At 63.0% G+C, this 25,272-nt stretch carries 22 protein-coding genes; 13 read left to right on the forward strand and 9 right to left on the reverse strand.

The features are described 5' to 3' along the window. From CWS72_RS06340 to CWS72_RS06370, 7 genes are all read left to right on the forward strand, one after another. On the forward strand, window positions 1-786 hold a 786-nt coding region (locus CWS72_RS06340; RefSeq protein ID WP_146002649.1), incomplete at its 5' end, for an ammonium transporter. 721 nt (window positions 787-1,507) lie between these two features. Further along, the gene (locus CWS72_RS06345; protein WP_101249751.1) at window positions 1,508-3,307 is read left to right on the forward strand and encodes a hypothetical protein; all 1,800 of its coding nucleotides are present in this window, start codon (window positions 1,508-1,510) and stop codon (window positions 3,305-3,307) included. Window positions 3,308-3,505: 198 nt separating this feature from the next. Then, window positions 3,506-4,996 carry an NAD(P)/FAD-dependent oxidoreductase gene (locus tag CWS72_RS06350; RefSeq protein ID WP_199175565.1) on the forward strand — a complete coding sequence of 497 codons (1,491 nt, stop codon included), beginning with the start codon at window positions 3,506-3,508 and terminating at the stop codon, window positions 4,994-4,996. 35 nt (window positions 4,997-5,031) lie between these two features. Continuing rightward, window positions 5,032-5,442 (forward strand): GtrA family protein, encoded by a 411-nt coding sequence (locus CWS72_RS06355; RefSeq protein ID WP_101249752.1) that lies wholly within the window; start codon window positions 5,032-5,034, stop codon window positions 5,440-5,442. Between the two features lie 105 nt (window positions 5,443-5,547). Next, a complete protein-coding gene (locus CWS72_RS06360; RefSeq protein WP_101249753.1) occupies window positions 5,548-6,546 on the forward strand; it encodes an adenosine kinase in 999 nt (332 codons plus the stop codon). A 3-nt stretch (window positions 6,547-6,549) separates the two neighbouring features. Continuing rightward, window positions 6,550-8,370, forward strand: a complete 1,821-nt coding sequence (gene typA / locus CWS72_RS06365) for a translational GTPase TypA (RefSeq protein WP_101249754.1) — start codon at window positions 6,550-6,552, stop codon at window positions 8,368-8,370. 10 nt (window positions 8,371-8,380) lie between these two features. Next, entirely contained in the window at window positions 8,381-8,563 is a 183-nt protein-coding gene (locus CWS72_RS06370) for a DUF1289 domain-containing protein (protein ID WP_101249755.1), read from the forward strand. Window positions 8,564-8,600: 37 nt separating this feature from the next. Here the strand turns inward: CWS72_RS06370 and CWS72_RS06375 are convergent, their stop codons facing one another. Beyond that, window positions 8,601-9,845 carry an MFS transporter gene (locus CWS72_RS06375; protein WP_101249756.1) on the reverse strand — a complete coding sequence of 415 codons (1,245 nt, stop codon included), beginning with the start codon at window positions 9,843-9,845 and terminating at the stop codon, window positions 8,601-8,603. Window positions 9,846-9,951: 106 nt separating this feature from the next. Here CWS72_RS06375 and CWS72_RS06380 point away from each other — a divergent pair, with 106 nt between their 5' ends. Continuing rightward, window positions 9,952-10,554 (forward strand): DUF4337 domain-containing protein, encoded by a 603-nt coding sequence (locus CWS72_RS06380; protein ID WP_158240529.1) that lies wholly within the window; start codon window positions 9,952-9,954, stop codon window positions 10,552-10,554. Between the two features lie 202 nt (window positions 10,555-10,756). Here the strand turns inward: CWS72_RS06380 and CWS72_RS06385 are convergent, their stop codons facing one another. Together CWS72_RS06385 and CWS72_RS06390 are read right to left on the reverse strand one after the other, a co-directional pair. Continuing rightward, complete coding sequence (locus CWS72_RS06385) at window positions 10,757-11,752, reverse strand: alpha/beta hydrolase (RefSeq protein WP_101249758.1); 996 nt, start codon at window positions 11,750-11,752, stop codon at window positions 10,757-10,759. Beyond that, window positions 11,749-12,738, reverse strand: coding sequence for an ABC transporter ATP-binding protein (locus CWS72_RS06390; protein ID WP_101249937.1), 990 nt, complete (start codon window positions 12,736-12,738; stop codon window positions 11,749-11,751). Before CWS72_RS06390 ends, CWS72_RS06385 begins: the two co-directional genes overlap by 4 nt. Window positions 12,739-12,848: 110 nt before the next feature. Here CWS72_RS06390 and CWS72_RS06395 point away from each other — a divergent pair, with 110 nt between their 5' ends. Together CWS72_RS06395 and polA are read left to right on the forward strand one after the other, a co-directional pair. Then, window positions 12,849-13,028, forward strand: coding sequence for a zinc-finger domain-containing protein (locus CWS72_RS06395; protein WP_101249938.1), 180 nt, complete (start codon window positions 12,849-12,851; stop codon window positions 13,026-13,028). 1 nt (window position 13,029) lies between these two features. Then, a complete protein-coding gene (gene polA / locus CWS72_RS06400) occupies window positions 13,030-15,849 on the forward strand; it encodes a DNA polymerase I (protein WP_101249759.1) in 2,820 nt (939 codons plus the stop codon). Window positions 15,850-16,008: 159 nt separating this feature from the next. Here the strand turns inward: polA and CWS72_RS06405 are convergent, their stop codons facing one another. Next, on the reverse strand, window positions 16,009-16,824 hold the full coding sequence (locus tag CWS72_RS06405; RefSeq protein ID WP_101249939.1) for a universal stress protein: 816 nt from the start codon (window positions 16,822-16,824) through the stop codon (window positions 16,009-16,011). A 158-nt stretch (window positions 16,825-16,982) separates the two neighbouring features. Between CWS72_RS06405 and CWS72_RS06410 the strand changes: the two genes are divergently transcribed. Beyond that, window positions 16,983-17,582 carry an HD domain-containing protein gene (locus CWS72_RS06410; RefSeq protein WP_241911610.1) on the forward strand — a complete coding sequence of 200 codons (600 nt, stop codon included), beginning with the start codon at window positions 16,983-16,985 and terminating at the stop codon, window positions 17,580-17,582. 274 nt (window positions 17,583-17,856) lie between these two features. Next, window positions 17,857-19,170 carry a methyl-accepting chemotaxis protein gene (locus tag CWS72_RS06415; RefSeq protein WP_101249941.1) on the forward strand — a complete coding sequence of 438 codons (1,314 nt, stop codon included), beginning with the start codon at window positions 17,857-17,859 and terminating at the stop codon, window positions 19,168-19,170. 193 nt (window positions 19,171-19,363) lie between these two features. On the opposite strand, the gene CWS72_RS06420 is transcribed toward CWS72_RS06415, so the two are convergent. From CWS72_RS06420 to CWS72_RS06435, 4 genes are all read right to left on the reverse strand, one after another. Then, complete coding sequence (locus CWS72_RS06420) at window positions 19,364-20,134, reverse strand: SDR family oxidoreductase (RefSeq protein WP_101249760.1); 771 nt, start codon at window positions 20,132-20,134, stop codon at window positions 19,364-19,366. A 454-nt stretch (window positions 20,135-20,588) separates the two neighbouring features. After that, window positions 20,589-21,788, reverse strand: a complete 1,200-nt coding sequence (locus CWS72_RS06425; protein ID WP_101249761.1) for a mandelate racemase/muconate lactonizing enzyme family protein — start codon at window positions 21,786-21,788, stop codon at window positions 20,589-20,591. A 104-nt stretch (window positions 21,789-21,892) separates the two neighbouring features. Then, window positions 21,893-22,927 carry an L-idonate 5-dehydrogenase gene (locus CWS72_RS06430; RefSeq protein ID WP_101249762.1) on the reverse strand — a complete coding sequence of 345 codons (1,035 nt, stop codon included), beginning with the start codon at window positions 22,925-22,927 and terminating at the stop codon, window positions 21,893-21,895. A 19-nt stretch (window positions 22,928-22,946) separates the two neighbouring features. Further along, the gene (locus tag CWS72_RS06435; RefSeq protein ID WP_101249763.1) at window positions 22,947-23,714 is read right to left on the reverse strand and encodes an SDR family NAD(P)-dependent oxidoreductase; all 768 of its coding nucleotides are present in this window, start codon (window positions 23,712-23,714) and stop codon (window positions 22,947-22,949) included. Here CWS72_RS06435 and CWS72_RS28195 point away from each other — a divergent pair, their 5' ends adjacent. Further along, window positions 23,715-23,879 (forward strand): hypothetical protein, encoded by a 165-nt coding sequence (locus tag CWS72_RS28195; RefSeq protein WP_206747695.1) that lies wholly within the window; start codon window positions 23,715-23,717, stop codon window positions 23,877-23,879. It abuts the gene before it with no gap. On the opposite strand, the gene CWS72_RS06440 is transcribed toward CWS72_RS28195, so the two are convergent. Continuing rightward, a complete protein-coding gene (locus CWS72_RS06440) occupies window positions 23,834-25,240 on the reverse strand; it encodes an MFS transporter (RefSeq protein WP_101249764.1) in 1,407 nt (468 codons plus the stop codon). The genes CWS72_RS28195 and CWS72_RS06440 overlap by 46 nt on opposite strands. Window positions 25,241-25,272: the final 32 nt, after the last annotated feature.

The following is a 25,272-nucleotide window of genomic DNA, read 5'->3' on the forward strand; positions in this document are numbered from 1 at the left end:
GCGCATTGGGTTTGGGCGAGCTCGGGCTTTCTGGCAAAGGCGGGGGTTCTGGACTTTGCCGGCGGCACGGTGGTGCATATCAACGCGGGCGTCGCCGGATTGGTCGGGGCCCTGGTCGTCGGCAAGCGCAAGGGCTTCGGGACGGAAAACTTCTCCCCGCATAACCTGGCCTATGCCCTGATCGGCGCGTCGCTTCTGTGGGTTGGCTGGTTCGGCTTCAATGCGGGTTCGGCCTTGACCTCGGACCATCGGGCCGGCATGGCGATGGTTGTGACGCAACTGGCGACGGGCGCGGCGACGCTGACCTGGATGGGCGTCGAGTGGATCGTCCGCAAGAAGCCGTCGGCCCTGGGTGCCGCGTCGGGCGCGGTTGCGGGTCTGGTGGCGATCACGCCGGCGTCGGGTTTCGTCGGCCCGACGGGCGGGCTTCTCATCGGTCTGATTGCCGGTGTGGTGTGCTTCTGGGGGGCAACGAGCCTGAAGCATATGCTGGGCTATGACGACAGCCTGGACGCCTTTGGCGTGCATGGCGTGGGCGGGATCACCGGAGCGTTGCTGACCGGCGTGTTCGCGGTGAAGGACATCGGTGGCACCTCGGGTCTGCTGGAAGGCAATCCCGGCCAGCTGGTTCTGCAGGCGGAAGGCGTTGCCTTCACCATCGTCTGGTGCGCCGTGGTTTCCTTCATCCTCTACAAGGTGATCGACCTGGTCATGGGCCTGCGGGTCACCCCGGAAGAGGAATCCGAGGGGCTCGACATCACCCTGCATGGCGAGGTGATCCATTAACCAATCCCCACCGGGATTGGTTAATGAGGGAGCGCCCGCAAGGCGCTCCCTTTTGTTTGAGGGTGTCCCTCAAACAAAAGGGAAGAGTTGTTCATTGTCCCTCAAACGCCGGGCGGGCGCATCCGCGCCCTTGGCTTACGCGCGAACGCTCGCGCGGGGCCTCAACGGCCCAGTCGCGGGCGATGCCCGCTCCGGTTATATATTTTGTCCCTCAAGCGCCGGGCGCCGGCATCCGCCGGCTTGGCTTACGCGCCAACGATGGCGCGGGGCCTCAATGGCCCAGTCGCGGGCAAGCCCGCTCCGTCCCTCTCCTCTCCCGTCCTTTGTGTGACCCGACCGGAACCGGCTTTAGCCGGTGACTAGCGCGTTGAGCGCGCCGCAGCTTATGCCGGGAGCGCCAGCGGAGGCAGAAGCGAGGAGAGCCAAGCCGGCGGATGCCGGCGCCCGGCGCCTGAGGGCGATATATAAAGCCAAGCGGGCGGAGCCCGCGCCCGCCCGGCGCTTGAGGGACAATGAACAACTAAAACGGGTCTATATGTGACTGAGATGCCGCATAAGAGGAAAATCTTATCCCAGATAAATGGGGCCGATTGCCCGGAATACCGAGGTGGATGGGCTATCCAGGGAGGAAAAAATCGGTTAATAGTCCATAATAAAATTAATGTTAAGACATCAGACCCGATGATCATTTCCGGAATAGCTTTCCTGGAGAGACCGAGACTTGTCCGAGCACCTGATTGTTGCCGCGGCGACTTATCTTGTCGCCATTCTCGTGATGTCGCTGGGGGCCCTCATCGGCGTGCGCCGACCAGCCATGGCGTTGGTCGTCGGATGGGGCATTGCGACGCTGACATTGGTCCTGCTCGGCACGGTGGGGGGAATGGCGTTGAGCCCCGTATTGGCCGCTCTCGCCGTCCTGGGCCTCTGCGGGTTGTTCCGCTGGCGTCGGCTCGAATGGCGCGCCGCCTTCCCGGTCCTGGTGTTGGGGCTGCCTTACTTGGCGATTGCCGCCAGTATCACACCGGCGGGATATGACGAATATAGTCAATGGCTGCCTAATATTCTTTATTTGGTGCGGTACGATCATTTCCCGTCGCTGGGCGGCGATCCGTCGATTTCGATTCATCCCGGCTATCCCCACGCCTCGGCGTTCGTCGGACTGGCGGTATCGCGTCTGACCGGAATTCTGGCCGAAACGGCGGTGATCAATTGGAACGCGCTGCTCAATCTCGCGGTGGGTGGTCTGGCGAGTGAAATGATTCTCGCCCGGTCAGTCACCTCGAATCGCTGGTGCTCGGCCGCCATCGGGTTGCTCGCCAATGGAATTCTGAGTCCGGCGTTCGTCCCTGCCATGTATTTATCGAACTATGGCGACGCGATCACCGGGCAGGTGGCCGCGATCATGGTCGGGGAGATCCTGCTTGGCGGTATCGCCTTCGCGCGGAGGTCCGATGGTTTGGCGATTGGCTTGGCCGCGGCCTCATTGGTGTCCATCCGGCAAGACAGCTTCTCCATCTTCGGCATCATGCTGATCGCCTGGCTTCTGCTTTTGTTCTGGCGTGCCCGTGGCAGGCCTTCGCCCGCGAGCCTGCTGGGACCGCTCCTGTCCTTGCCCTTTCCGCTGATAACCTGGTGGTTATGGCAGCATTACCAAATCGAGCAAATTCCCGAGGGCGTGGCCAGCGTGCAGCCCTGGGCCGCCTGGTACTGGGGGGATCTGCCGGCAATTCTTGGTTCGATTCTGGCGGTGCTGGGCCATAAATGCGGCTATACGCTGGCCCTGGCCGCCACGATCGTTGGCGGCGGCTTCTTTTATCGCAAACTGGCTCCTGCTGTGCGTGAAAGTGCTTTGTTCGGCGCGGCGATGGGGCTGGGGCATCTTGTTTCGATGGTGGGCATCTATCTCGCCGTCGATACCGGTGGCGAGGCGGCACGTGTGGCGCCGGAATTCTGGCGTTTCACCCAACATGTCGCGCCCGTGGTGATTTTCTGCGCCTTGCCCTTGCTGCCGCTGCGATCGGTTTTCAAAGACCGTTACGCCCTCTATCTGCCGGTGGCCGTCATTCTGATCGAATGCGCGGCGTTTCCGTTTTTGCGTGTCGATGCCCCTCGTCCCAAACACACGGTTTATGTCGACCTGCGGCAAATGGCGCAGGAGATGGCAAACAGTTTGCCTCCGCATGCCCATGTCGCGATGGTCGAGATGGATACCGACGCGGGGACGATTCAGGAAATTTTTCCCCTGCACTATCGCTATCTGGCGCTACGGGCCGAAACCCCGGCGGATTCGATCTATATGGTGGCCGGCACCCCGCCACGATCGGTTACCCTCGCCGCATCTCCTCCCAAAAGTAAGGAGTTCCGGGCTTTTCCGCCGGAGGTCGATTACGCCTGGGTTTCCGACGGCGGACCGGAACCATCGCTTATCATGGGGACGGATTTGGCGATCGGGTCAAGCTATCTGCTGAGGCGTGATGGCGATCATTTCGTCATCCAGTCCTCCTGGCCACGCCGTATTTAAATTTGCCAAGGGCACGGAGCACGGATAACCACGGCTTGTCCCGCTCAGAAGTGCGGATCCGTCTCCAAATCTCTGGACCGGATGAAGTCTCAAATTGCCATCCGCGGCATTCTGTGGTCAGGTGCGCGCGGCTTGGCCTAAGGTGGCGTTTGTGGGAACGGTCGCTTGGCCAGCAGAGTAAGTTTTCAGAGAAAGCGCATGTGTAGCCAGGTGAATGGGGGACGGGCCATGGAGGGGGTGCTCGACGTTCTGGTGGTCGGGGCCGGTCCAGCCGGCCTGACGGCGGCCTATCTGCTGAGCAAGCAAAAAGGCCTAAGCATTTCCGTTATTGAATCCAATACAACTTATGTCGGGGGCATCAGCCGGACCGAGGAATACAAGGGATATCTGTTCGATATCGGCGGACATCGCTTTTTCTCGAAATCGAAGGAGGTCGAGGCGCTGTGGCGGGAAATCCTGCCTGATGACTTTCTCGACCGGCCGCGTTCGTCGCGTATCCTCTATAAACGGAAATTCTACAGCTATCCGCTGCGTGCCTTCGAGGCATTGACCAATCTCGGGCTTTTGCAAAGCTTCCTTTGCGTCTGTTCCTACGCCAAGGCCAGGGCGTTTCCCAACCGGCATCCAACCAGCTTCCACCAGTGGGTGGCCAACCAGTTCGGCGAGCGTCTGTTCGGCATTTTCTTCAAGACCTATACCGAGAAAGTCTGGGGAATTTCCTGTGACGCGCTGTCGGCCGACTGGGCGGCCCAACGGATCAAGGGACTGAACCTGGCCACGGCGATCTTGTCGGCCATCGGCAAGTCCATCGGCCGCCGGGGAGCTTCCTGCGGGAAGGGCGGATGCGTGGTCAAGACGCTGATCGAAAGCTTCCGCTATCCACGCCGGGGCCCCGGCATGATGTGGGAGGCCGCGAGGCAAAAGGTGCTGGCCAATGGCGGCCTGGTCGAAATGGGCGTGACCGCCATCGGTTTTCACCGGCTGGCCGAATTGGATCTGTGGGACGTGAGTGCCGTCCGTGCCGACGGCAGCCGCTGTGTCTATCGGACCCGGCGGATCATCTCCTCGGCACCGCTGCGAGATGTGGTCCAGGCCGTCCAGCCGGTGCCCGACGGCGCGCGCCTCGCCGCCAAGCTGAGCTACCGCGATTTCATCACCGTCGCCGTCATGCTGAACAGGCGCCCGGCGTTCGATGACAACTGGATCTATATCCATGACCCATCGGTAAAGGTGGGCCGGGTGCAGAATTTCTCGTCCTGGTCGCCGGAAATGGTGCCCGACAGCCAATCCGGCTGTCTGGGACTCGAATATTTTTGTTTCGAGGGCGACGAGCTGTGGACGACCGCCGATGCCGATCTGGTCGCCCTGGCGGTGAAGGAACTGAGCGCCCTCGGCCTGGCCTCCCCGGATCAGGTCATCGACGGAAGGGTGGTGCGTCAACCAAAGGCCTATCCGGTCTATGACGCCGACTACAAGGAGATCGTCGAGTCCATCAAGACCGAGTTCGTCGCCAAATATCCCGGCCTGCATTTCGTCGGCCGGAACGGCATGCACAAATACAACAATCAGGATCATGCGATGATGACGGCGATGTTGACCGTCAAGAACATCATCAACGGCAATGACGACTATGACGTCTGGCTGGTCAACGAGGATGCCGAGTATCACGAGGAAATAAAGGGCGCCTGATACGGCGATCCGCGAGTCCGGAGACTGTTCAAGACATGTTCATGCGTTACATCGTCGTCAGCGCGCTCTGCCTGGGGGTGGACTACGGGCTCTATGTCGTCCTGATCAGGCTTTTCGGCGTCACGCCCGTTCTCGCCACCGCCGCCGGCTATCTGACCGGTCTGGTCGTCAATTATCTCCTGGCGACCCGCTATGTCTTCACCGTTGGTCTGCTTAGTCACAACCGGCTGGGCGAATTCGCCGCCTATGCGGCTACCGGCATCGTCGGCACGGCAGTCAGCGTCGGCGTCGTCAGTGGCTGCGAGCGGATGGGCGTGAACAATATCCATGTGGCCAAAGTGCTGGCCGTCGGCATCAGTTTCGCCACCGTTTATGCCCTGCGCCGCTATGTTTTGTTCCAGCGCGGCACCCCGCAGCGAGACAACGCCTGCGCTCAACTTCGCTGAGCGGCCCACGCGGGAGAGGCCTTCCCGTGAGGCCTCACCCCTTTTTTGTTGTTCTGCGCCCCTTCCTGGCTATACTGCGCCGCGACAAACCTTCCGGAGGAATTCATGGCGGAGAGCTCGTTTGACGTTGCCGGTATCGGCAACGCCATCGTCGATGTGCTCGCCCATGCCGACGATAAAGTTCTGACAGCCCTGGGGCTGGAAAAGGGCGTGATGACGCTGATCGATGCGGATCGAGCGGACTCCATCTATGCCGGCATGGCGCCGGCGGTGGAATGTTCGGGCGGTTCCGCGGCCAATACCATCGCCGGCATCGCCGCGCTGGGTGGCAAGACCGCCTTCATCGGCAAGGTCAAGGACGACCAGCTCGGCAACGTGTTCCGACATGATCTCAGGACTCAGGGTGTGGTCTTCGATACCCCGGCCGCCGCCGATGGGACATCGACCGCGCGCTGCATGATCCTGGTCACGCCGGACGCCCAGCGCACCATGCAGACCTATCTGGGAGCCTGCATCGAATTGGGCCCTGAGGATATCGACGCCGAGCTGTTGGGCCGGGCGCAGGTTACCTATCTGGAAGGTTATCTGTGGGATCCGCCGCAGGCCAAGGAAGCCTTCCGCAAGGCTGCCACCGTGGCCCACGCGGCCGGGCGGAAGGTCGCCCTGTCATTGTCCGATCCGTTTTGTGTCGAGCGTCACCGTGCCGAGTTCCTTGAACTTATGTCCGATCATATCGACATTCTGTTCGCCAACGAGGCCGAGATCACCGCGCTCTACCGGACTGATCTGGACGGAGCCATCCGGCAGCTCAAAAATCACGTCGGCGTGGCCGCCCTGACCCGGGGAGCGCAGGGGTCGGTGGTCACAGACGGGGAAACCGTGGTGAGTTGCTCGGCCGAGCCCGTCTCGGCCGTGGTCGACACCACGGGCGCCGGCGATCTTTACGCCGCCGGCTTTCTCTACGGCTTCACCCAGGGCCGTGACCTGGGGACATGCGCCCGCCTGGGCGGCATTTGTGCCGCCGAGATCATCGGGCATATCGGCGCCCGTCCGGCGGTTGATCTCGCCCGACTGGTCGCCAACACGCTTTCGCATACGGTTTAAGTCATGGATCTTCGCAACATCGCCATCATCGCACACGTCGACCACGGTAAAACCACCCTGGTCGATGCCATGCTCCGCCAGTCCGGCACCTTCCGCGCCAATCAGCAGGTCGCCGAGCGGGTGATGGATTCCAACGATCTGGAAAAGGAGCGCGGGATCACCATCCTGGCCAAATGCACCTCGGTGCAGTGGAAGGATACCCGCATCAATATCGTCGACACCCCCGGCCACGCCGATTTCGGCGGCGAGGTGGAGCGCATCCTGTCCATGGTCGATGGCGTGGTTGTTCTGGTCGATGCCGCCGAAGGCCCGATGCCGCAGACGAAATTCGTCACCGGCAAGGCCCTGGCGCTCGGCTTGCGGCCGATCGTGGTGATCAACAAGGTCGACCGCGGCGACGCCCGGCCGCACCAGGTGCATGACGAGGTGTTCGATCTGTTCGCGGCTTTGGATGCCGATGACGACCAGCTCGATTTTCCCACCCTGTTCGCCGTCGGTCGCGACGGTTGGGCCGACGACAGTCTGGAAGGCCCGCGCAAGGACCTTTCGACACTGTTCGATCTCATCGTCCGCCATGTGCCGGAGCCCGAGCATGATCTCACGGCGCCCTTCAGCATGCTGGCGACGACCCTGGAAGCCGATCCCTATCTGGGCCGCGTGCTCACGGGGCGCATCCACTCCGGTACGGTCAAGCTCAATCAGTCGGTCAAGTCCCTGTCGCGCGACGGCGTTCTGATCGAGCAGTTCCGCATCGCCAAGATCCTGGCCTATCGCGGTATCGAGCGGATGGCCCTCGACGTCGCCGAAGCCGGCGACATCGTTGCCGTCTCGGGCATGACCAAGACCACCGTGGCCGATACCATCTGTGCGGCCGAAGTGACGGAAGCGCTCTATTCCCAGCCGATCGATCCGCCAACGCTGGCCATGACCTTCGCCGTCAACGACAGCCCGCTGGCTGGCCAGGAAGGCGACAAGGTGACCAGCCGCGTCATCGGCACCCGCCTGATGCGCGAGGCGGAAAGCAATGTCGCCATCCACATCCGGGAGACCGACAGCAAGGATGCCTTCGAGGTTGCCGGCCGCGGCGAACTGCAGTTGGGTGTTCTGATCGAGCAGATGCGCCGCGAAGGCTTCGAACTGTCCATCTCCCGGCCCCGCGTGCTGTTCAAGATCGATGAGGCGACGGGCGAACGTTTGGAGCCGGTCGAAGAGGTGTTCATCGACGTCGACGAGGAATATTCCGGTGTCGTCGTCGAAAAGATGAGCATGCGGAAAGCCGAGATGACCGGAATGAAGCCGTCGGGCGGCGGCAAGCTGCGCGTGACCTTCCTGGCGCCGTCGCGCGGCCTGATCGGCTATCACGGCGAATTCCTGACCGACACCCGCGGCACCGGCCTGATGAACCGCATGTTCCATGGCTACGTGCCCTACAAGGGGCCGATCGAGGGCCGCCGCAACGGCGTCCTCATCTCCAACGGTCAGGGCGAGACGGTGGCCTATGGCCTCTGGTATCTGGAGGAACGCGGTCCGCTGTTCCTGGGCGCCGGGGTCAAGGTCTATGAAGGCATGATCATCGGCGAGCATTCCAGGGGCAACGACCTTGAGGTCAACTGCCTGAAGGCCAAGCAGCTCACCAATATCCGCACCACCAGCAAGGACGAGGCGGTGCGTCTGACACCACCTCGCCGGATGAGCCTCGAACAGGCCATCGCCTATATCGACGATGACGAACTGGTGGAAGTGACGCCGAAGAGCATCCGCCTGAGGAAGCGGCTGCTCGATCCCAACGAACGCAAGCGCGCCAGCCGCCAAAAGGAAAGCTGATCCCTTGCCCATGGCCGCCCCGTCACCCTGCGTCGATATCTGCAAGATCGTGCAGAGAACCGGCCATTGCCGGGGGTGCGGGCGGACGGTGGCGGAGATCAGGGTCTGGAAGATGGCTTCCGATGAGGAAAAGGAAGCCATCCTTGCCCGCCTGCCGGAACGTTTGCGGATGATGGATCAGGCGGAGCCTTAAAAAACCTGTCAAAGAGGCGGCGGCACCGGCGTCGGGTTTATCCCCCCATGTCCTCCAGCCGATCGATCTGGCGCAGTTCCTTGAAGCGCCAGGCCCACACTCCCACCACCAGCAGGGTGCCCAGGCCACCGAGAACGACGGCCGGGACGGCGCCGAACCAGGCTGCGGTCAGGCCCGATTCGAATTCCCCCAATTCGTTGGACGCGCCGATGAACACCAGATTGACGGCGCTCACCCGCCCGCGCATGGCGTCCGGCGTCCCCAACTGGATCAGCGACTGGCGGACATAGACGCTGACCATGTCGCAGCCGCCGATGGAGATGAGGGCGGCCAGCGATAACAGAAAATGGGACGACAGGCCGAAGACGATGGTGGCCAGCCCGAAGCCGCCGACGCAGGCGAACATCAGATGTCCCAGGCGGCGCTTCGGTGGGTGATGGGCCAGCCACAGGGCGCAGGTCGCCGCGCCAAGGGCCGGCGCGCTGCGCAACAGGCCGAGACCCCAGGGGCCCACCTCCAGGATATCGCTGGCGAACACCGGCAGCAGGGCGGTGGCGCCGCCGAACAGCACGGCGAACAGGTCGAGCGAAATGGCGCCCAGCAAAATTGGATTGTCGCGAACGAAGCGCACCCCGGCGAACAGACGGTCCAATGTCACACCGCCTTCGCCGGCCGGCTTCAGGCGACTTTTTATGCGCAGCGTCGAAAACAGGGCGATCGTCAGCAGAACCGTGACCACTCCGTAAACCGTTTCGGCGCCGAAGCCGTAAAGGACGCCGCCCAACGCCGGACCGGACACCACCGCTATCTGAAAGGCCTGGGCGTTCCAGGCGACGGCGTTGGGAAAATGTTCTTTCCGCACCAGCAGGGGAACCAGCGACGCCATCGCCGGGCCGAGGAAAGCCCTCGCCACGCCGAAAACCGACATGATCAGGAAAATCGGCAGAATGCCGGAGAGCCCATCCAGGCTCGCCAGGAAGAGCGTCGCGGCGCACAGCGCCTCGACAGCCAGGCAGACGGCCATGATGCTCCGCCGTTCGAGGCGGTCGGCGACGTGACCGGCGACCAGCGACAGCAATATCTGCGGCAGGAACAGCACCAGCCCGAGCAGGCCGAGATAAAGCGGGCGATGGGTGAGGGCATAGACCTGCCAGCCGACGGCGACGCCCTGCATCAACTGCCCGGCGCCGGCGGCAAAGCGGACGGCCAGATAACGGCGGAAATCGGGGTAGCGGAGAGCCGCTCTGGCGGCAACGGGGGCGGGAGGGGCGTCGGAGGGCATCCCTCACTTATAACCGATTGCCGGTGTCTGTCGCAAAAAAGACGCTTGAGCCGCCCCGGCGGTCGCGACGATGATGCATGTCAAACAGACGGAGATAAAAAAGACCATGGAAATCAATGAAATCGCTGAAACCATTGCCGAGCGGGAAGCGAAGGATGAACGCGAGGACGGATTTCGCCGCCGCACCGCTCTGTTGATTTCCGCCTTGGCGATGGTTCTGGCGATTACCGCGCTGGGGGCCAACAAGACGGCGAAGGAACTGATCGGCAGCGCCATCTCGGCTTCCGACACCTGGGCCTACTATCAGGCGAAGGGCATCCGGCAGAGCGCCACCAATCTGGCCATCGACGAAGTGGAGACGCAACTGGCCGATCCCGCCGTCACCTCGCCCGAGGTCCGCAAACTGCTGGAGACCAGGCTCAGCCGCTACCGCGAGGCCGTCCGTCATTACGATACCGAGAGCGACGGCAGCGGGCGCAAGGAACTGGCGGCCAAGGCGCGGATGCTTGAGCACGAACGCGAGACCGCCGAAGTGCGGGAGGCGCATTTCGCCTTTGCCGAAGGCTTGCTGCAGATCGCCATCGTTCTGGCCTCGGCCGGCGTCACCACCGGAGCCCGCTTCCTGGTCAAGGCGGCCGGCGCGCTGGGCGGCCTGGGCACGCTGCTGTCCATCGACGCCTTCACCCTGCTGGTCGTCCTGCCGCTTTAAAACATTTTGAAGTTCAATATGGGAGCGACGACATTATAAAATAATAATGGAACACAGATGAACACCGATAAACACAGATGATGTTTCTTATCTGTGTTTATCGGTGTTCATCTTAATTTATCAGTGCTTTTTTAAAATTACCGACGTCACATGGACGGTTATAATATTATTATTAATATCAGGGCTATGCCTTAAATCCGCGTCAGTCCTTTGCGGCCTCGGCCAAGCGGTCGAGGGCGTGGCGGTCGGCTTCCGAGGGCAAGGGGGCCTGGCGATTGCGGATCCAGGAAGCGATGTCGTCCAGGACGACCTTGGCCTGCAGATCGCGCAGCAGCATATGGTATCCGTTCGGATAGAAGGCGCGGACCGGCGGCACGGGATCCTTCGGCAAGGCCTTGAAAACCCGGAAGGTCGGCTCGGCCGGCACGACCTCGTCCTTGTCGCCGTAGAGCGCCAGCGTCGGGACATGCAGAAGGGGGCCGACTTCCGCCGCGTGATCCATCAGATCGCACAAACCGTGGATGGCGTCGACGCGGGTTTCCTTGATGATCAGGGGGTCGGCGCTCAAACGCCGGAGCATCTCGATATTGTCCGACGGCATGATGTTGAGGCCGCGTCCCGTCAGGGTCAGCCAGGGCATGGCGTGAGAGGTGAACCACAAGGCGCCGCGCTGGAGGAAACCCATGCTGTCGCGGCCCCAGACGGCTGGCGCCGACAGGATGATGCCGGCCACCGGGGGGGCATCGGGGCGGGCCATGGTGACCATGACCACCGCGCCGCCCATGCTTTCGCCCAGCAAATAGAGAGGTTTGCCCGGATGGCGCGCGCCGATCAGCCGGACGGCGGCGCTCAGGTCGGCGCTCATCGTCGTCTCGCCCGCCCAATATCCGCGATTCGGGGCGGCGCCGAAGCCGCGCTGGTCATAGGCGTAGACGGCGATGCCGTGTTCGGCGAGGGCCTTGCCGGGTTCGTCGAAGGCGAAGCCGTAGTCGTTGAAGCCATGCAGTGCGATCACCACCGCCCATGGCTCGGAGGACGGTGTCCAGGCCCGCAGCGGCAGACGCATTTCGTCGGCGGTGACGATGGCGTCGTCGGCCAGGGCCGGAGACGTGACCGGTGGTCCGGCCAGTTTGACGGTGGGCGTGCAGGCGGCGAGGGACAGACCGATCATGAGGACCGCGGCGCGCCGGATGGTCATCGGCCGGCTGCGTCATCCGGCGTATGCCGGGTCAATTGCAGGAAGATATCCTCCAGGTCGGTCTCCTCGGTCGAAAGGTCGACCACTGAAAGCCGGGCGGCCTCGAGAGCGGCGAGGATGGCGCCGACCTGCACGCGGCTGGGCTTATAGCGGAAGGTCAGCCGGCGGCGGTCCCTGAGTTCCGGTCCGAAGGGGGCCAATTCCGCGGGGACGGCGGTGAGGTCGTGGTCGACGAGGACGGTCAGCGTCTTGCTGTCCAGCCGGCGCAGCAACGTTTTCTTTTCCTCGTTGGCGACCACCCGGCCCCGGTCGATGATGGCGATGCGGTCGCATAATTCCTCGGCCTCCTCCAGGTAATGGGTGGTCAGGAGGATGGTCGTGCCGGCGGCGTTCAGGCTCTTGACATAGGTCCAGAGCTGCTGGCGCAATTCGATGTCGACGCCGGCCGTCGGTTCGTCGAGGACCAGTACCGGCGGCGTATGGACCATCGCCTTGGCCACCAGCAGCCGGCGGCGCATGCCGCCCGACAGGGTTCGCGCATAGGCGTGCGCCTTGTCGGCGAGGCCCACGGCCTCGAGGATTTCGTCGGTGCGCCGTTCATGGGCGGGAACGCCGTAGAGTCCGGCCTGCACTTCCAGCATTTCGCGGGGCGTGAAAAAGGGGTCGAGATTCAGTTCCTGCGGTACCACGCCGATGGCCGCCCTGGCCCAGCGTTCGTCGGTGACGGTGTCATAGCCCCAGATGCGGGCGCTGCCCGAGGACTTGACGACCAATCCCGCCAGGATATTGATCAGGGTCGATTTTCCGGCCCCGTTCGGCCCCAGAAGCCCGAAGAAGGAGCCGCGCGGAACGGCGAGACTCACCGAATCGAGGGCAAGTTTGGCCGGTTGGCGGCCCCGGGCGCCGTAGGTCTTGGAAAGCAGACGGGTTTCCACGGCGTAATCGGGCAGGGAGCTGACGGAGGACCGTTGAGTTGCTGCGGACATGATCCAGCGAGAAGGGAATTGATTGGCCAGCCGCAATGGGTATCATCCGGCGGACCGCAGGGCAATGTTTTGCGGTGATACTCCCCTTTTGAAAGCGAAGGATGATCGACATGGCCAAGGACGTCATCACGGTGAACAGCGCGACCGTCGCCTGCGAGGGCAGCGGCCCGGACTCCGGCCATCCGAAGATCTATCTGACGTTCAAGGCCGGCGGTTCCGAAGTCGTCTGTCCCTATTGCAGCCGGACATTCGTCCTGGCGGAAGGGGCGAAGATCGCTCACGGTCATTGAGATGAGCGAAGCCCCGTTCAAACACGTCTATCTGGTCGACGGCTCCGGATTTATTTTCCGCGCGTTCCACGCCCTGCCGCCGATGAGCAATCCGGACGGGGTGCCGGTCAATGCGGTGTTCGGCTTCATCACCATGCTGATGAAGCTTCTGACGGAATCGGACGCCGATCGTCTGGCGGTGATCTTCGACGCCGGGCGCGCCACTTTCCGAAACGAGATCTACCCCGACTACAAGGCCCATCGTCCCGATCCGCCGGAAGAGCTGATTCCCCAGTTCTCCCTGATCCGCGACGCGGTGCGCGCCTTCAACGTCTCCTGCGTCGAAATGCCGGGTTTCGAAGCCGACGACCTGATCGCCACCTATGCCCGGCAAGCGGCGGAGATGGGCGCCAAGGTGACCATCGTCTCTTCGGACAAGGATCTGATGCAACTGGTCGGTGGCCGGGTCGGCATGTTCGATCCCATGAAGAACCGGCAGATCGGGCCGGCCGAGGTCTTCGAGAAATTCTCCGTTTCACCCGACAAGGTGGTCGACGTCCAGGCCCTGGCCGGCGATCCCACCGACAATGTGCCGGGCGTACCGGGAATCGGCGTCAAGACCGCCGCGCAGCTGATCAACGAATATGGCGATCTGGACACCCTCCTGGCCCGCGCCGGCGAGATCAAACAGCCGAAACGCCGTGAAACCCTGCAATCCAACGCCGAGGCGGCAAGGATCTCCAGGCAGCTGGTCCGTCTGAGAAATGACGTGCCGGTTCCCGAACCCCTGGAGAATTTCACCGTCAGGGAGCCCGACCGGGACGTCCTGCTGGGGTTCATCGATCAGCAGGGATTCCGCAGCATCCGCGCGCGCCTGACCAACGGACAGCCGGCGCCGGCGGCGGGCAAACCCCTGAGTGCCCCCGATTCCCGGATTTCCGGGGCGGTGGTCATGCCGGAAGCGACCCCCGGCCCGGTACCCGCCCCCGTGGCGACCGACTATGAACTGGTGGTCGAGATCGCCGCGCTCGACCGGTGGATTGCCGCCGGCCGCAAGGCCGGTATCGTCGCCGTCGACACCGAGACCAATTCCCTGGATCCGCTGCGCTGTGATCTGGTCGGGGTTTCCCTGGCCCTCGCGCCGGGACGGGCCTGCTATATTCCGGTTCTGCACAATGGCGGCGCCGCGCAAGGGTCGCTCGATCTGGGCGGGCCGGAGCCCGGCGCCGATGGGCCGAAGCCGCTGCCCAAGGCCGACATCGTCAAGCGGCTCAAGCTGTTGCTCGAGGACCCGGCGGTCCTCAAGGTCGGCCACAACATCAAATTCGATCTGCAGGTGCTGGGCTCCTGCGGGCTCGCGGTGGCACCGATCGACGACACCATGCTGTTGTCCTATGTGCTGGAAAGCGGTGCCCACGGCCATGGCATGGACGAGCTGTCGGCCCTTTATCTGGGCCATAAGACCATCACCTATGGCGAGGTCTGCGGAACCGGGAAGGCCCAGATCACCTTCGACCGGGTCCCGCTGGACAAGGCCTTGGCCTACGCGGCCGAGGATGCGGACATCACCTTGCGTCTGCACGGCGTGCTGAAGCCCCGGCTGGTCGCCGAGCATCTGGTGACGGTCTACGAGACGCTGGAACGTCCCCTGGTTCCGGTGCTGGCCGCCATGGAACGCGCCGGGATCAAGGTCGACAAGGCCGAACTGCAAAGCATGTCCGTGGAATTCGGCAGACGGATGAGCGATTTCGAGCGCGATATCTGCCTTCTGGCCGGGGTGGAGTTCAATATCGGCTCGCCCAAGCAGTTGGGCGAAATCCTGTTCGAGAAGCTGAACCTGCCGGGCGGCAAGAAAAGCGCCAAGACCGGTGCCTGGGGAACCGGCGCCGACGTGCTGGAACAATTGGCGCCGCTGCATCCGCTGCCGCGGAAGGTTCTCGATTGGCGGCAACTGGCCAAATTGAAGAGCACCTATGCCGACGCCCTGGTCGATCAGATCAATCCGGCGACGGGCCGCGTCCATACCAGCTATGCCATGGCGATCACCAGCACGGGGCGGCTGTCGTCCTCGGATCCCAATTTGCAGAATATTCCGATCCGGACCGAGGAGGGGCGTCGCATCCGCCGGGCCTTCATCGCCGAACCGGGCTTCAAGCTGCTCTCGGCCGACTATTCGCAGATCGAACTGCGCCTGGTCGCCCATGTCGCCGGCATTCAGGGCCTGATCGAGGCTTTCAAAAACGGCGCCGATATTCACGCCATCACCGCCAGTCAGGTTTTCGGCGTGCCGGTGGAAGGAATGGATCAGTCCATCCGACGCAAGGCCAAGGCGATCAATTTCGGCATCATCTACGGCATCAGCGCCTTCGGTCTGGCCCAGCAGTTGGGAATTTCGAACGGCGAGGCCAAGCAATATATCGATGCCTATTTCGCCCGCTATCCGGAAATCCGGCACTATATGGACCGCACCAAGGAACAGGTCAAAAAGCAGGGATGGGTCGAAACGCTGTTCGGCCGCAAATGCTTCGTTCCGGGGATCAACGACCGCAATCCGGCGATGCGGGCCTTCGCCGAGCGCGCCGCCATCAACGCGCCGATCCAGGGGGGGGCCGCCGATATCATCAAGCGGGCGATGATCCGCCTGCCGGATGCCCTGGCGGCCGAAGGGTTGACGGCTCGCATGCTGCTGCAGGTGCATGACGAACTGGTGTTCGAGGTCCCGGAGGCCGAGATCGAGGCAACCAGGGCCGTCGTCAAGCGGGTCATGGAGGCCGCCGCTTCCCTCGACGTGCCGCTTCTGGTCGAGGTCGGCGTCGCCGCCAGTTGGGCCGAGGCACATTGAGGGCCCGTTGATAAATTATCGAATCAACGGGCCCTTAAGCCCGAGCGGCGCTTCTTGCCCGCCGTAGCGGAGCGTAGGCGTCATATGGAATCTTAGGGTTTGGAGCGATAATTTCGCGACAAGCCCTGAGCGTCAAATAATATCCCTGCCGGTTCCTCTTCAGCTCGACATCAGCACCGGCAGGGTCTGGTGGCGCAGCATGAACCGGGTGCCGCCGCCGCGCAGGAAGCTCAAGCCCAATCCGCTGTGGGCGCCCATCACCAGCAGATCCGATCCCAGATCGAAGACCCGCGACAAGATGACGTCCATGACGCCGAGCTCCTCGGAGACAAGGCGTTCCGAGCGGGCTTTGACGCCGTGGCGCAACAGATGGTCGACGATGTCGACCTTAGGGCCGTTCTCGGGTTCGCCCTGGTCGTGGACGCCCGCGTCACGGATGGACAGCACATCGACCTGGACGGCGCGTTCGAGGAAGGGCATGGCGTCGTGCAGCGCCCGGCTGGCCTCGCGGCTGCCGTTCCAGGCGAGGGCGATTCTTTCGCCCAGATGGGTGACCGGTCCGGTTTCGGGAAGGATCAGAACCGGCCGGCCGCTGTTCAGCACCACCTGTTCCACCAGATTTTCCGGGACTTTCCCCGTCTCCGCCCGCCACTGTCCGAGGATCGTCAGATCGGCGTAGCGGGCGCAAAACACCGTCTCGGCGACGACGTGATTGCCTTCGCCATGGTCGAGACGCCACCATTTGGAGTCCAGGCCGGCTTCGTTCGTCCTGTCGCGGAACAGCGCCCGGGCATGCTGGGCGGCCGCTTCCAGGTGGTTCCCCGGCCGCCGCGCGACGATGCTGGGCGCGTCCGTCTCGCTTTGGGCGAACAGGCCGATCAGGCGGGCGTTTTCACGTTTGGCGAGATCGATGGACAGATCGAGACGGTGCGGCATCTGCGCGCCGCCGTCCAGATGCACCAGGATGTCCTTCATGGCGATGTCTCCTCCCCTGTTTCGCGTCTCTTTGTTCAACATATGTGACTCTTCGCGTTCGCCGGGAAGTCCCTTTCACGAGAGGTCCGGGCTTGCCTGGGATGGGAGGAGAGGTCTAAACCTCGGTGGATCATGAAGGATATCCAAGGAGAACAGCCGTGATCGACCGTCTGGCCCAACAAATCGCTTTCATTCTGGAAATCGACAAGATGAAGACGATTCTTCGTCAGAATGTGCCGATCACCGAACCGCACCGGCAGGAAAACGATGCCGAGCATTCCTGGCATCTGGCGATGATGGCCCTGCTGCTGGCCGAACATGCGGACGAGGCGGTGGATGTCGCCCGCGTGGTGAAGATGCTCCTGATCCATGATCTGGTGGAGATCGATGCCGGAGACACCTTCATTTATGACGTCGCCGCCAACCAGGATAAGGAAGAGCGTGAACAACGCGCCGCCGACCGCGTGTTCGGTTTGTTGCCGGAAGACCAGGGGAGGGAGCTCCGCGGCTTGTGGGACGAATTCGAAGCCCGGACGACGTCCGACGCCCGCTTCGCCCATGCGATCGACCGGTTCCAGCCGGTTTTGCTCAACGTCGCGACGCAAGGGCTTCGGTGGAAGGTGCATGGCGTGACCGCCGATCGCGTGCTGGCCCGCAACCGCGTGGTGGGCGATGCCTCGGAGCGGTTGTGGAGCCATCTTCAGGATCTGATCGCCGATATGGTCGAGCAGGGACATCTGCCGCCGGGTCCGCAGTAATACCAAGTCTTGATGAGGATGACTCATCGAGACTTGGTCTGGCGCGATTAGCGCGCCCGCGCCATCGTTGGCGCGAAGCCAAGGGTTTCGGAGAAACCCGCCCGGCGATTGAGAGCTCGGTGATCGGTTCCGATCACCGAGAGTTGGTATAAGTCCCCCTTCGCATCGATATCTGCTTCCTCCGCCGCGCCGGCCGGCATACTATCAATTATAAATACATAGAGCGTCGTAAGATCGACAACTATTAAGAATTTCGGCGATGGTGGAGGGATGCATGACGAGGTTGTCTTCCGTTTCCAAGGCTTTCGTCTGTTCCTGGCTGCTGGCCGGGCTCTCCTTATTTGCCGTGCTTGCCGCTTATCTGGGACTGTCCGGATTTTCCATGGGGCTTGCCCTGGCCATGCTGGCCTGCACCGCCCAGCAGATGCGGTGGTTGCGACGGGCCAACGGTTTCATCAACAAAGCCCTGGTTGCCGTCGAGGCGGCGGCCAAGGGTAACCTCGACCGCCGTATTCTGGGCGTGCCCCGGCATGGCGATCTGGCCCGCATGCTGCACAACATCAACCATCTGCTCGATTTGACCGAGGCCTTCACCAAGGAGGCCGACGCCGCCATGTCTTATACCGCCGAGGGCCGGTATTTCCGCCATATCCTGACCGATGGACTGTCGGGCGAGTTCGCCGAACATGCCCAGGTGATCAACCGGGCCCAGGCCTCGATGGAGGCGAAAAGCCAGGCTTTCGCCACGGAAGCCGGGAATATCGGCACGTCGATCAAGACGGTAAGCGGCGTGGTGGCCGCCACCGCCACGGAAATGGAGGCGACGGCCCGCCAGATGTCGGCCATCGCCAGCGATACCTCCCATCAGTCGGCCACCGTGGCTCGGGCCGCCGGCCAGGCATCGGAAGATGTCGAACGGGTGGCGCGGGCGATCGAGGGCGTCGCCGCCGGCATCCATGAGGTGGCGGCGCAGATAAAGCAGTCCGCCGTCACGGCCAACCGGACCGCCGGTGCCGCCAACGACACCGAGATGGCCATCGCCGAACTGGCCGCCGCCGCGCAGAAGATCGGCGAGGTCATCACCCTGATCGAGACGATCGCCGGCCAGACCAACCTCCTGGCGTTGAACGCCACCATCGAGGCGGCCCGGGCCGGCGATGCCGGCAAGGGATTTGCCGTGGTCGCCGGCGAGGTCAAGACCCTGGCCAATCAGACCGCGCGGGCGACGGAGGAGATCGCCCTGCAAATCGCCAGCATGCGCAAGGCGACCGACGATGCCGTGACGGCGGTTCGCGACATCGCCGAGATGATCCGTTCGATCAACGAAAATTCCGAAAACGTCGTCGGGACCACCGACCGGCAAAGCGCGGCCGTGGCCGATATCAGCCGGACCATGCATGGCGTGGCCGACGGCGTGCAGACGGTGGCGGCGACCATCGGCAAGGTCGCCGAAGTGGCGGAAACGGCCACCGGCGCCGCCGAACAGGTGTTGACGGCGGCCGGTGATCTGGCGCGGCGCACCACGATGATGGACAACGATATCGACGCTTTCGTCGCCCGGGTCAGCGCCGGCGCCCGCCGTTTGTGAAAATTAGGGCCTGTCGATCAATAGAGAAACAGGCCCTTAGGGCTTGGGGCGAAATTATCGCTCCAAGCCCTAAAGCCCGAGCGGCGCCTGAGCTTGGCCGAAGCCGGAGGCGCAGGCATCGTGTGAACCCTTAGGCTCTGGGGCGATTGTTTCGTCCCAGAGCCTTAAAGTCCGCTGTGGCAGAGAAAACCGGTTAAAGCACCGCCATGATCCCGCCATCGACGTAGATGATCTGGCCGTTGACGAAATCCGAGGCGGGGGAGGCCAGATAGACGACGGTCCCGACGAGATCGGCCGGCCTGCCCCAACGGCGCGCCGGCGTGCGCTGCTTGACCCAATTGTCGAAGCTGGGGGTGTCGACCAGCGGCTGGGTCATTTCGGTGATCATATAGCCGGGCCCGATGGCATTGACGGTGATTCCCTGCTCCGCCCATTCGGCGGTCATCGCCTTGGTCAGCAATTTGATGCCGCCCTTGGCCGCCGTATAGGGGGCCACCGTGGCGCGGGCCAGGTCGCTGGTCAGCGAGCCGATATTGACGATCTTGCCGCCCTGGCCGCGGGCGATCATGCGCCGTGCCGTTTCACGGCCGACCAGGAAGGCGCTGGTCAGATTGGTGTCGATGACCTTTTGCCATTCGGCGAGCGACAGATCGACGATCGGCTTGCGCAACTGGATGCCGGCGTTGTTGACCAGGATGTCGATGGCGATCCCTTGCGCGTCGAGGGCGCCGAAGGCCGCTTCCACACCCGCTTCGTCGGTGACGTCGAAGGCGGCTTCGTAAACGCTATGGCCTTTGTCGCGCAAGGCGGCGGCGGCCGCCGATACCGAGGCTGGATCGCGGCCGTTCAGGACGATGGCCGCCCCGGCCTCGGCCAGGCCTTCGGCGAAACTATGGCCCAGCCCCCGGGTCGAACCGGTCACCAGGGCCGTCCGTCCGGCCAGGTCGAACAAAGCATTGGACATGACTGCTCTCTCCCTTGTCATCATGGCCGGGCCATGATGCTTCAATAAATTAGCCGATCCTCTCGTAAGAGAGGCAAAAGCGGCGATCTTCACCGCCTCATCCCTCTCCCCTAGTGGGCTAGCGGATTCACATATCTCAAATTTCGTAGTTTTATCAGTGCATTGCCAGCCTTTGATAAAACAGTGGCACCGGCCTCCGTGCCGGTGATCCGCCGAAAGGCGGAGCCTTTCCGGCTCCCGCCGGAACACCGGCAGGGACGCCGGTGCCACTGAATGATTGCTTCGTCTTTGGCTCGCAAACGTCAGATTTTTCTCCACCGAAAAAAAGATGTGTGAATGCCGTAGCCCGCTTTGAGGGAGGGTGAGGGGGAAAAGTCACTTGAAACCCGGGAATTTCCTTCCGCCTGTCGGCGAGACGCCCCCTCATCCCAACCCTTCTCCCTCTCGCATCCTCTTAAAGAGTGCTGCGCCGGACGTGCAGATCGGGACGCTCGAACACCGCGGGCAACAGGTCGGTGCACAGGCCGACGCCTTCCATGGGCAGGACGAAGCCGTTTTCGATGCGCGGCACATCGGTGACCAGTTCCTTGTACCAGCCGGTATAGAAGGCGCGGACCGATTCCTGGATCAAGGTGTTCGGCACGCTGAAGCTTGAATGCACGGCCGCCGCGAAGCCGACCGGGCCGGTGCAGTCATGGGGAGCGTAAGGACGGTGGTAGGTCTCGGCCAGGGCCGCGATCTTGCGGCCTTCGGTCAGGCCGCCGGTCCAGCACAGATCGGCCATCACCACGTCGGTGGCGTCGCGGTCCAGCATATCCTTGTAGGGCCAGCGAGATCCCAGCGTCTCGCTGGCGCAGACCCAGACGTTGGTCGAGCGGGCATAGTCGGCCAGGGCGGCCGGCGAATTCATGCGGATGGGATCCTCGTACCAGGTGGGGGCGTAGGCCTCCAGCGTTCTGGCGATCTGCTTGGCGGCCGGCAGGTTCCACAGGCAATGGAACTCCACCATGATCTCCATCTTGTCGCCGACGGCCTTGCGGATCTTTTCGAACGGTTCCACCGCCTTCTTCATCTGCGGGGCGGTGATGTAAAGGCCGTTGTTCTCGATGGCGGCCGGATCGAACGGCCAGATCTTCATGCCCTTGACGCCCTGTTCGAGCAGGCTTTCGGCCAGGGCGCCGGCATCGGTCATGAAGGCCTTGAGATCTTCGTAGGGGCCTTCCGCGTCGGAGAAGTTCCAGGTATCGACGGGCTTGATCCTGTTGGAGCGGACATAGCCGTAGCCGGCGCAGGTGTTGTAGACGCGGACCTTGTCGTGACAGAGTCCGCCCAGCATCTGATGGACCGGCTGGCCGCAGACCTTGCCGAACAGATCCCACAGCGCCAGATCGATGGCCGAGGCGGCGCGGTATTCGGCGCCGGTCGAGGACTGGGCCATCGGCAGATTGACCATTTCCTTGTTGTGCGCCTCGATCCGCAAGGGGTCGCGGCCCAACAGCCGGCCGGCCAGGGTGTCATGAATGTGGGCTTCGACGGCGGCCGCGCCATAGAAGGTTTCGCCAAGGCCGAACAGCCCGGAATCGGTATGCACGCGAACCCACAGGACGTTGGAGAATTCCTCGGTCCGCAAGGTTTCGATTTGCGTGATTTTCATGGTGTTTCCTCGAACCGCTTAATACCAGATCTCGGTGATCGGACCCGATCACCGAGCGGGATGCCGGAGCCCCTCCGTCATCAAGGAGGGGCTCATCCTTTTTTTTAAGCGAAGGTCAATTGGACCTTCATCGCCCGGCCGCGATCGCTGGCCATGGCGAAGGCTTCCTCGAAGCGGGTGAAGGGGAAGCTCGCCGTGATCAGGGGGCGCACGTCGATCAGCCGCCGGTTGAGGAAGGACACCGCATGGGCGAATTCCTCGTGGAAGCGGAACGACCCGCGCAGATCCAGTTCCTTGGCGGTGATCACATTGACCGGCAGGGTCATCTCGCCGCCCATGCCGATCTGCATGATGATCCCACCCGGCCGCAGGGCGACCAGGGCGCCGCTCAAGGCTTTTTCCGAGCCGCTGGCTTCGAACAGGATGTCGAAGGTGCCCTTGTCGGCCCCATAGGCGGCCAGGGCGGACGGATCCTCGGCCGTGTTGATGACGCGGTCGGCGCCCGAGGCCAGGGCGGTGGCCAGGGCGTTGGCGCTGAGGTCGGTGGCGACGATCTCGACGGCGCCGGCCCGCCTCGCCGCCATGATGACCAGCGCGCCGATCGGTCCGCATCCGGTGACCAGCACGCGGCGGCCGAGAATGGGGCCGGCGCGGCGAAGGGCGTGCAGGGCGACGGAAAGCGGTTCGGCCATCGCCGCCTCGCCGTCGCTGATCTCGTCGGCGACGGCGTGGGCCTGCGCGGCTTCGATGACGATGTCCTGGCGGAACGCCCCGTGAATGTGCGGGGTGGGCATGGCGCTGCCGTAGAAGCGCATGTTGAGACAGTGGTTCTGCAGCCCCTCGTGGCAATAGCGGCAATGTCCGCAGGGGCGGCTGGGACTGATGGCGATGCGCTGGCCGACCGCGATGCCGCTTGTCGCCGCGCCCACCTCGACGACGGTGCCCGACACTTCATGGCCGAGGATCATCGGTTCCTTGACGCGGACCGTTCCGAAGCCGCCGTGATGGTAGTAGTGAAGATCGGAACCGCAGATGCCGCCGGCTTTGACCTGGATCCGGAGTTGCGTCGCCCCGACGGGATCGCTGGCGACCTCCTCAACCCGCAATTCATGCGGGGGATGGATGACGAGGGCTTTCATGGTCTTGGTCCTTTCTGAATCAAATGGTCGCCAGGACGCCGCCGTCGACGTAGATGATCTGACCGTTGACGAAATCGGCGGCGGAGGAGGCGAGGAAGATGGCGGCTCCCTGCAATTCCTCGGTGCGGCCCCAGCGGCCGGCCGGGGTGCGTTTCTTCAGCCAGCTGTCGAATTCCGGGTTCTCCACCAGCGCCTTGTTGAGCGGCGTGGCGAAATAGCCGGGCCCGATGGCGTTGATCTGGATATTGTAGCGCGCCCAGTCCGTGCACATGCCCTTGGTGAGATTTTTCACCGCGCCCTTGGTGGCGGTGTAGGGGGCAATGGAATAACGGGCCTGCTCGCTCATCAGCGAGCCGATGTTGATGATCTTGCCGCGCTGGCGGCCGATCATGAATTTGCCGACGGCCTGGCTCACGAAGAAGACGCTGTCGAGGTTGGCCCGCACGATCTCGTGCCAGGTGTCGATCGGGTAGTCTTCCAGGGGCCCGCGGCGCTGGATCCCGGCGTTGTTGACCAGAATGTCGATCGGACCGATCTCCGCTTCGATCTTGGCCACCGCCTCGCTCACCTTGACATGGTCGGTCACGTCGAACGCCACGCCGGTGGCGTCGATGCCGGCCGCCCGCAAGGCGGTTACCGCCTCGTCGAGGCGGGAGGCGGTGCGGGCGTTCAAGATCACCGAGGCGCCGGCTTTGCCGAGCCCCTCGGCCAGCGACAGGCCGATACCTTGGCTGGAGCCGGTGATCAGGGCGCGTTTGCCCGTCAGATCGAACAGTTGGATGGACATGTGATTTTTCTCCTGACGCCCGGCGGTCCCGACCGTCGTTCCCGGCAGATCGCCCGGGCGTTGCGTCGTTGCGAGAAGGCGGGTCCGGGAAAGCCCCGGACCCGTCTCGTCTTCAAGGTTCAGCGCGACGCCTTGGTCGGCTGGACCTCCTCGGTTTCCACGTAGTTGTAGACTTCAGGCAGGATGAATTTCGCCGCCAGGAAGCCGATCAGGGACAGGATGGCGACCACGAAGGTCGCCCCGGCCTTGCCGAGCGACTGGCTGACCAGCGGGAAGACGAAGGCGCCGAAGAACGATGCCCCCTTGACGAAGACGTAACCAAAACCGGACGCGGTCGCCTTGAATCGGGCCGGAGCCACCATCGAGGTGATGGTCATGCCGTTCGAGGCGTCCCAATAATGGCCCCACATCAGGATGCAGGCGCCGACCACGATAAGGATCTTCCAGTCGTACATGATGGCGAAGCCGCCGAGGATCAGCCCGAAAAAGGCCAGTCCGAACCCCCACATGGAAACGCCGCGGTGGCCGATCTTCGAAAGCATCAAGGGCGCGACATAGCCGGAAAGGGTCGCCAGGCAGAAGATCAGCGCCGTTACCAGATTGGTGCCGATGAGATTGCCGCTGGCGGATACGCCGACGCCGGACAGAATCAGGATGACCGGCAGATAGAATCCCCAGGCGGTGAACTCCGCCCCCTGGCAGGTATTGGAGATCCAGCCGAAGATCGTCGCCCGGCGCTTGATCGGATCCGCCCAGATGACCTTGAGGAAATCGCTGAGCCTCGGCTTCGGGATCTTCACGTCCTCGTTGGGCAGCATGTCGAGGGAATCGTCGAACAACTGCTTGGAAACCTGCTTGGCCTTGACGAACTGGCCGCGCTGCAGAAGCGACAGCGGGGTTTCCGGCAGGTTCAGCCGCCCGATCAGCAGGATGATGGCGGGGACGGCACCCAGGGCCAGGGCGGCGCGCCACAGGATATCGTGGGGGATGTCGAGCCAATACATCAAGGTGATGACGACGATGGAGAACACTTCGCCGGCGCCGAACATGAACTGCCAGCGGCTGCCCATTTCCTCGCGCTTGCCCTTGGACATCGATTCCATGATGTAGGCGTAGCCGTTGGAGATGTCGCTGCCCAGCGGAATGCCGATCAGGAGGCGCATGATGATGAGATCCCAGATGTTCTGGGAGAAGCCTTGCGCCAGAGCCAGGATGATGAAGAGGACCATGGTCAGGATGAAGACCCGCTTGCGTCCCAGCCGGTCGGCGATGATACCGCCCAGCAAGGCGCCGATCAGCGCGCCGCCCTGGACGGCCGCCGTGGCCAGCCCAAGCTGAGCCGCCGTCGGGTTGTATTCCTCCTTGATGAAAATGAGCACGAAGGCGATCGCGTACAGATCCCATGCCTCGATGAGGATGGTGGCGATCATCATCCAGCCACCGGCGTTGCTTGATGCCGTTCCCGGTTTATTAAGTAATATCTGTGTCGCTTCGTCGGAATATCGTCGAATGTCTGCTTCGTTCATTGGAGTATCCTCTCAGTATTTCCTACCGTCTG

It is taken from the genome of Telmatospirillum siberiense, assembly GCF_002845745.1.
Lineage (GTDB): Bacteria > Pseudomonadota > Alphaproteobacteria > Rhodospirillales > Magnetospirillaceae > Telmatospirillum > Telmatospirillum siberiense.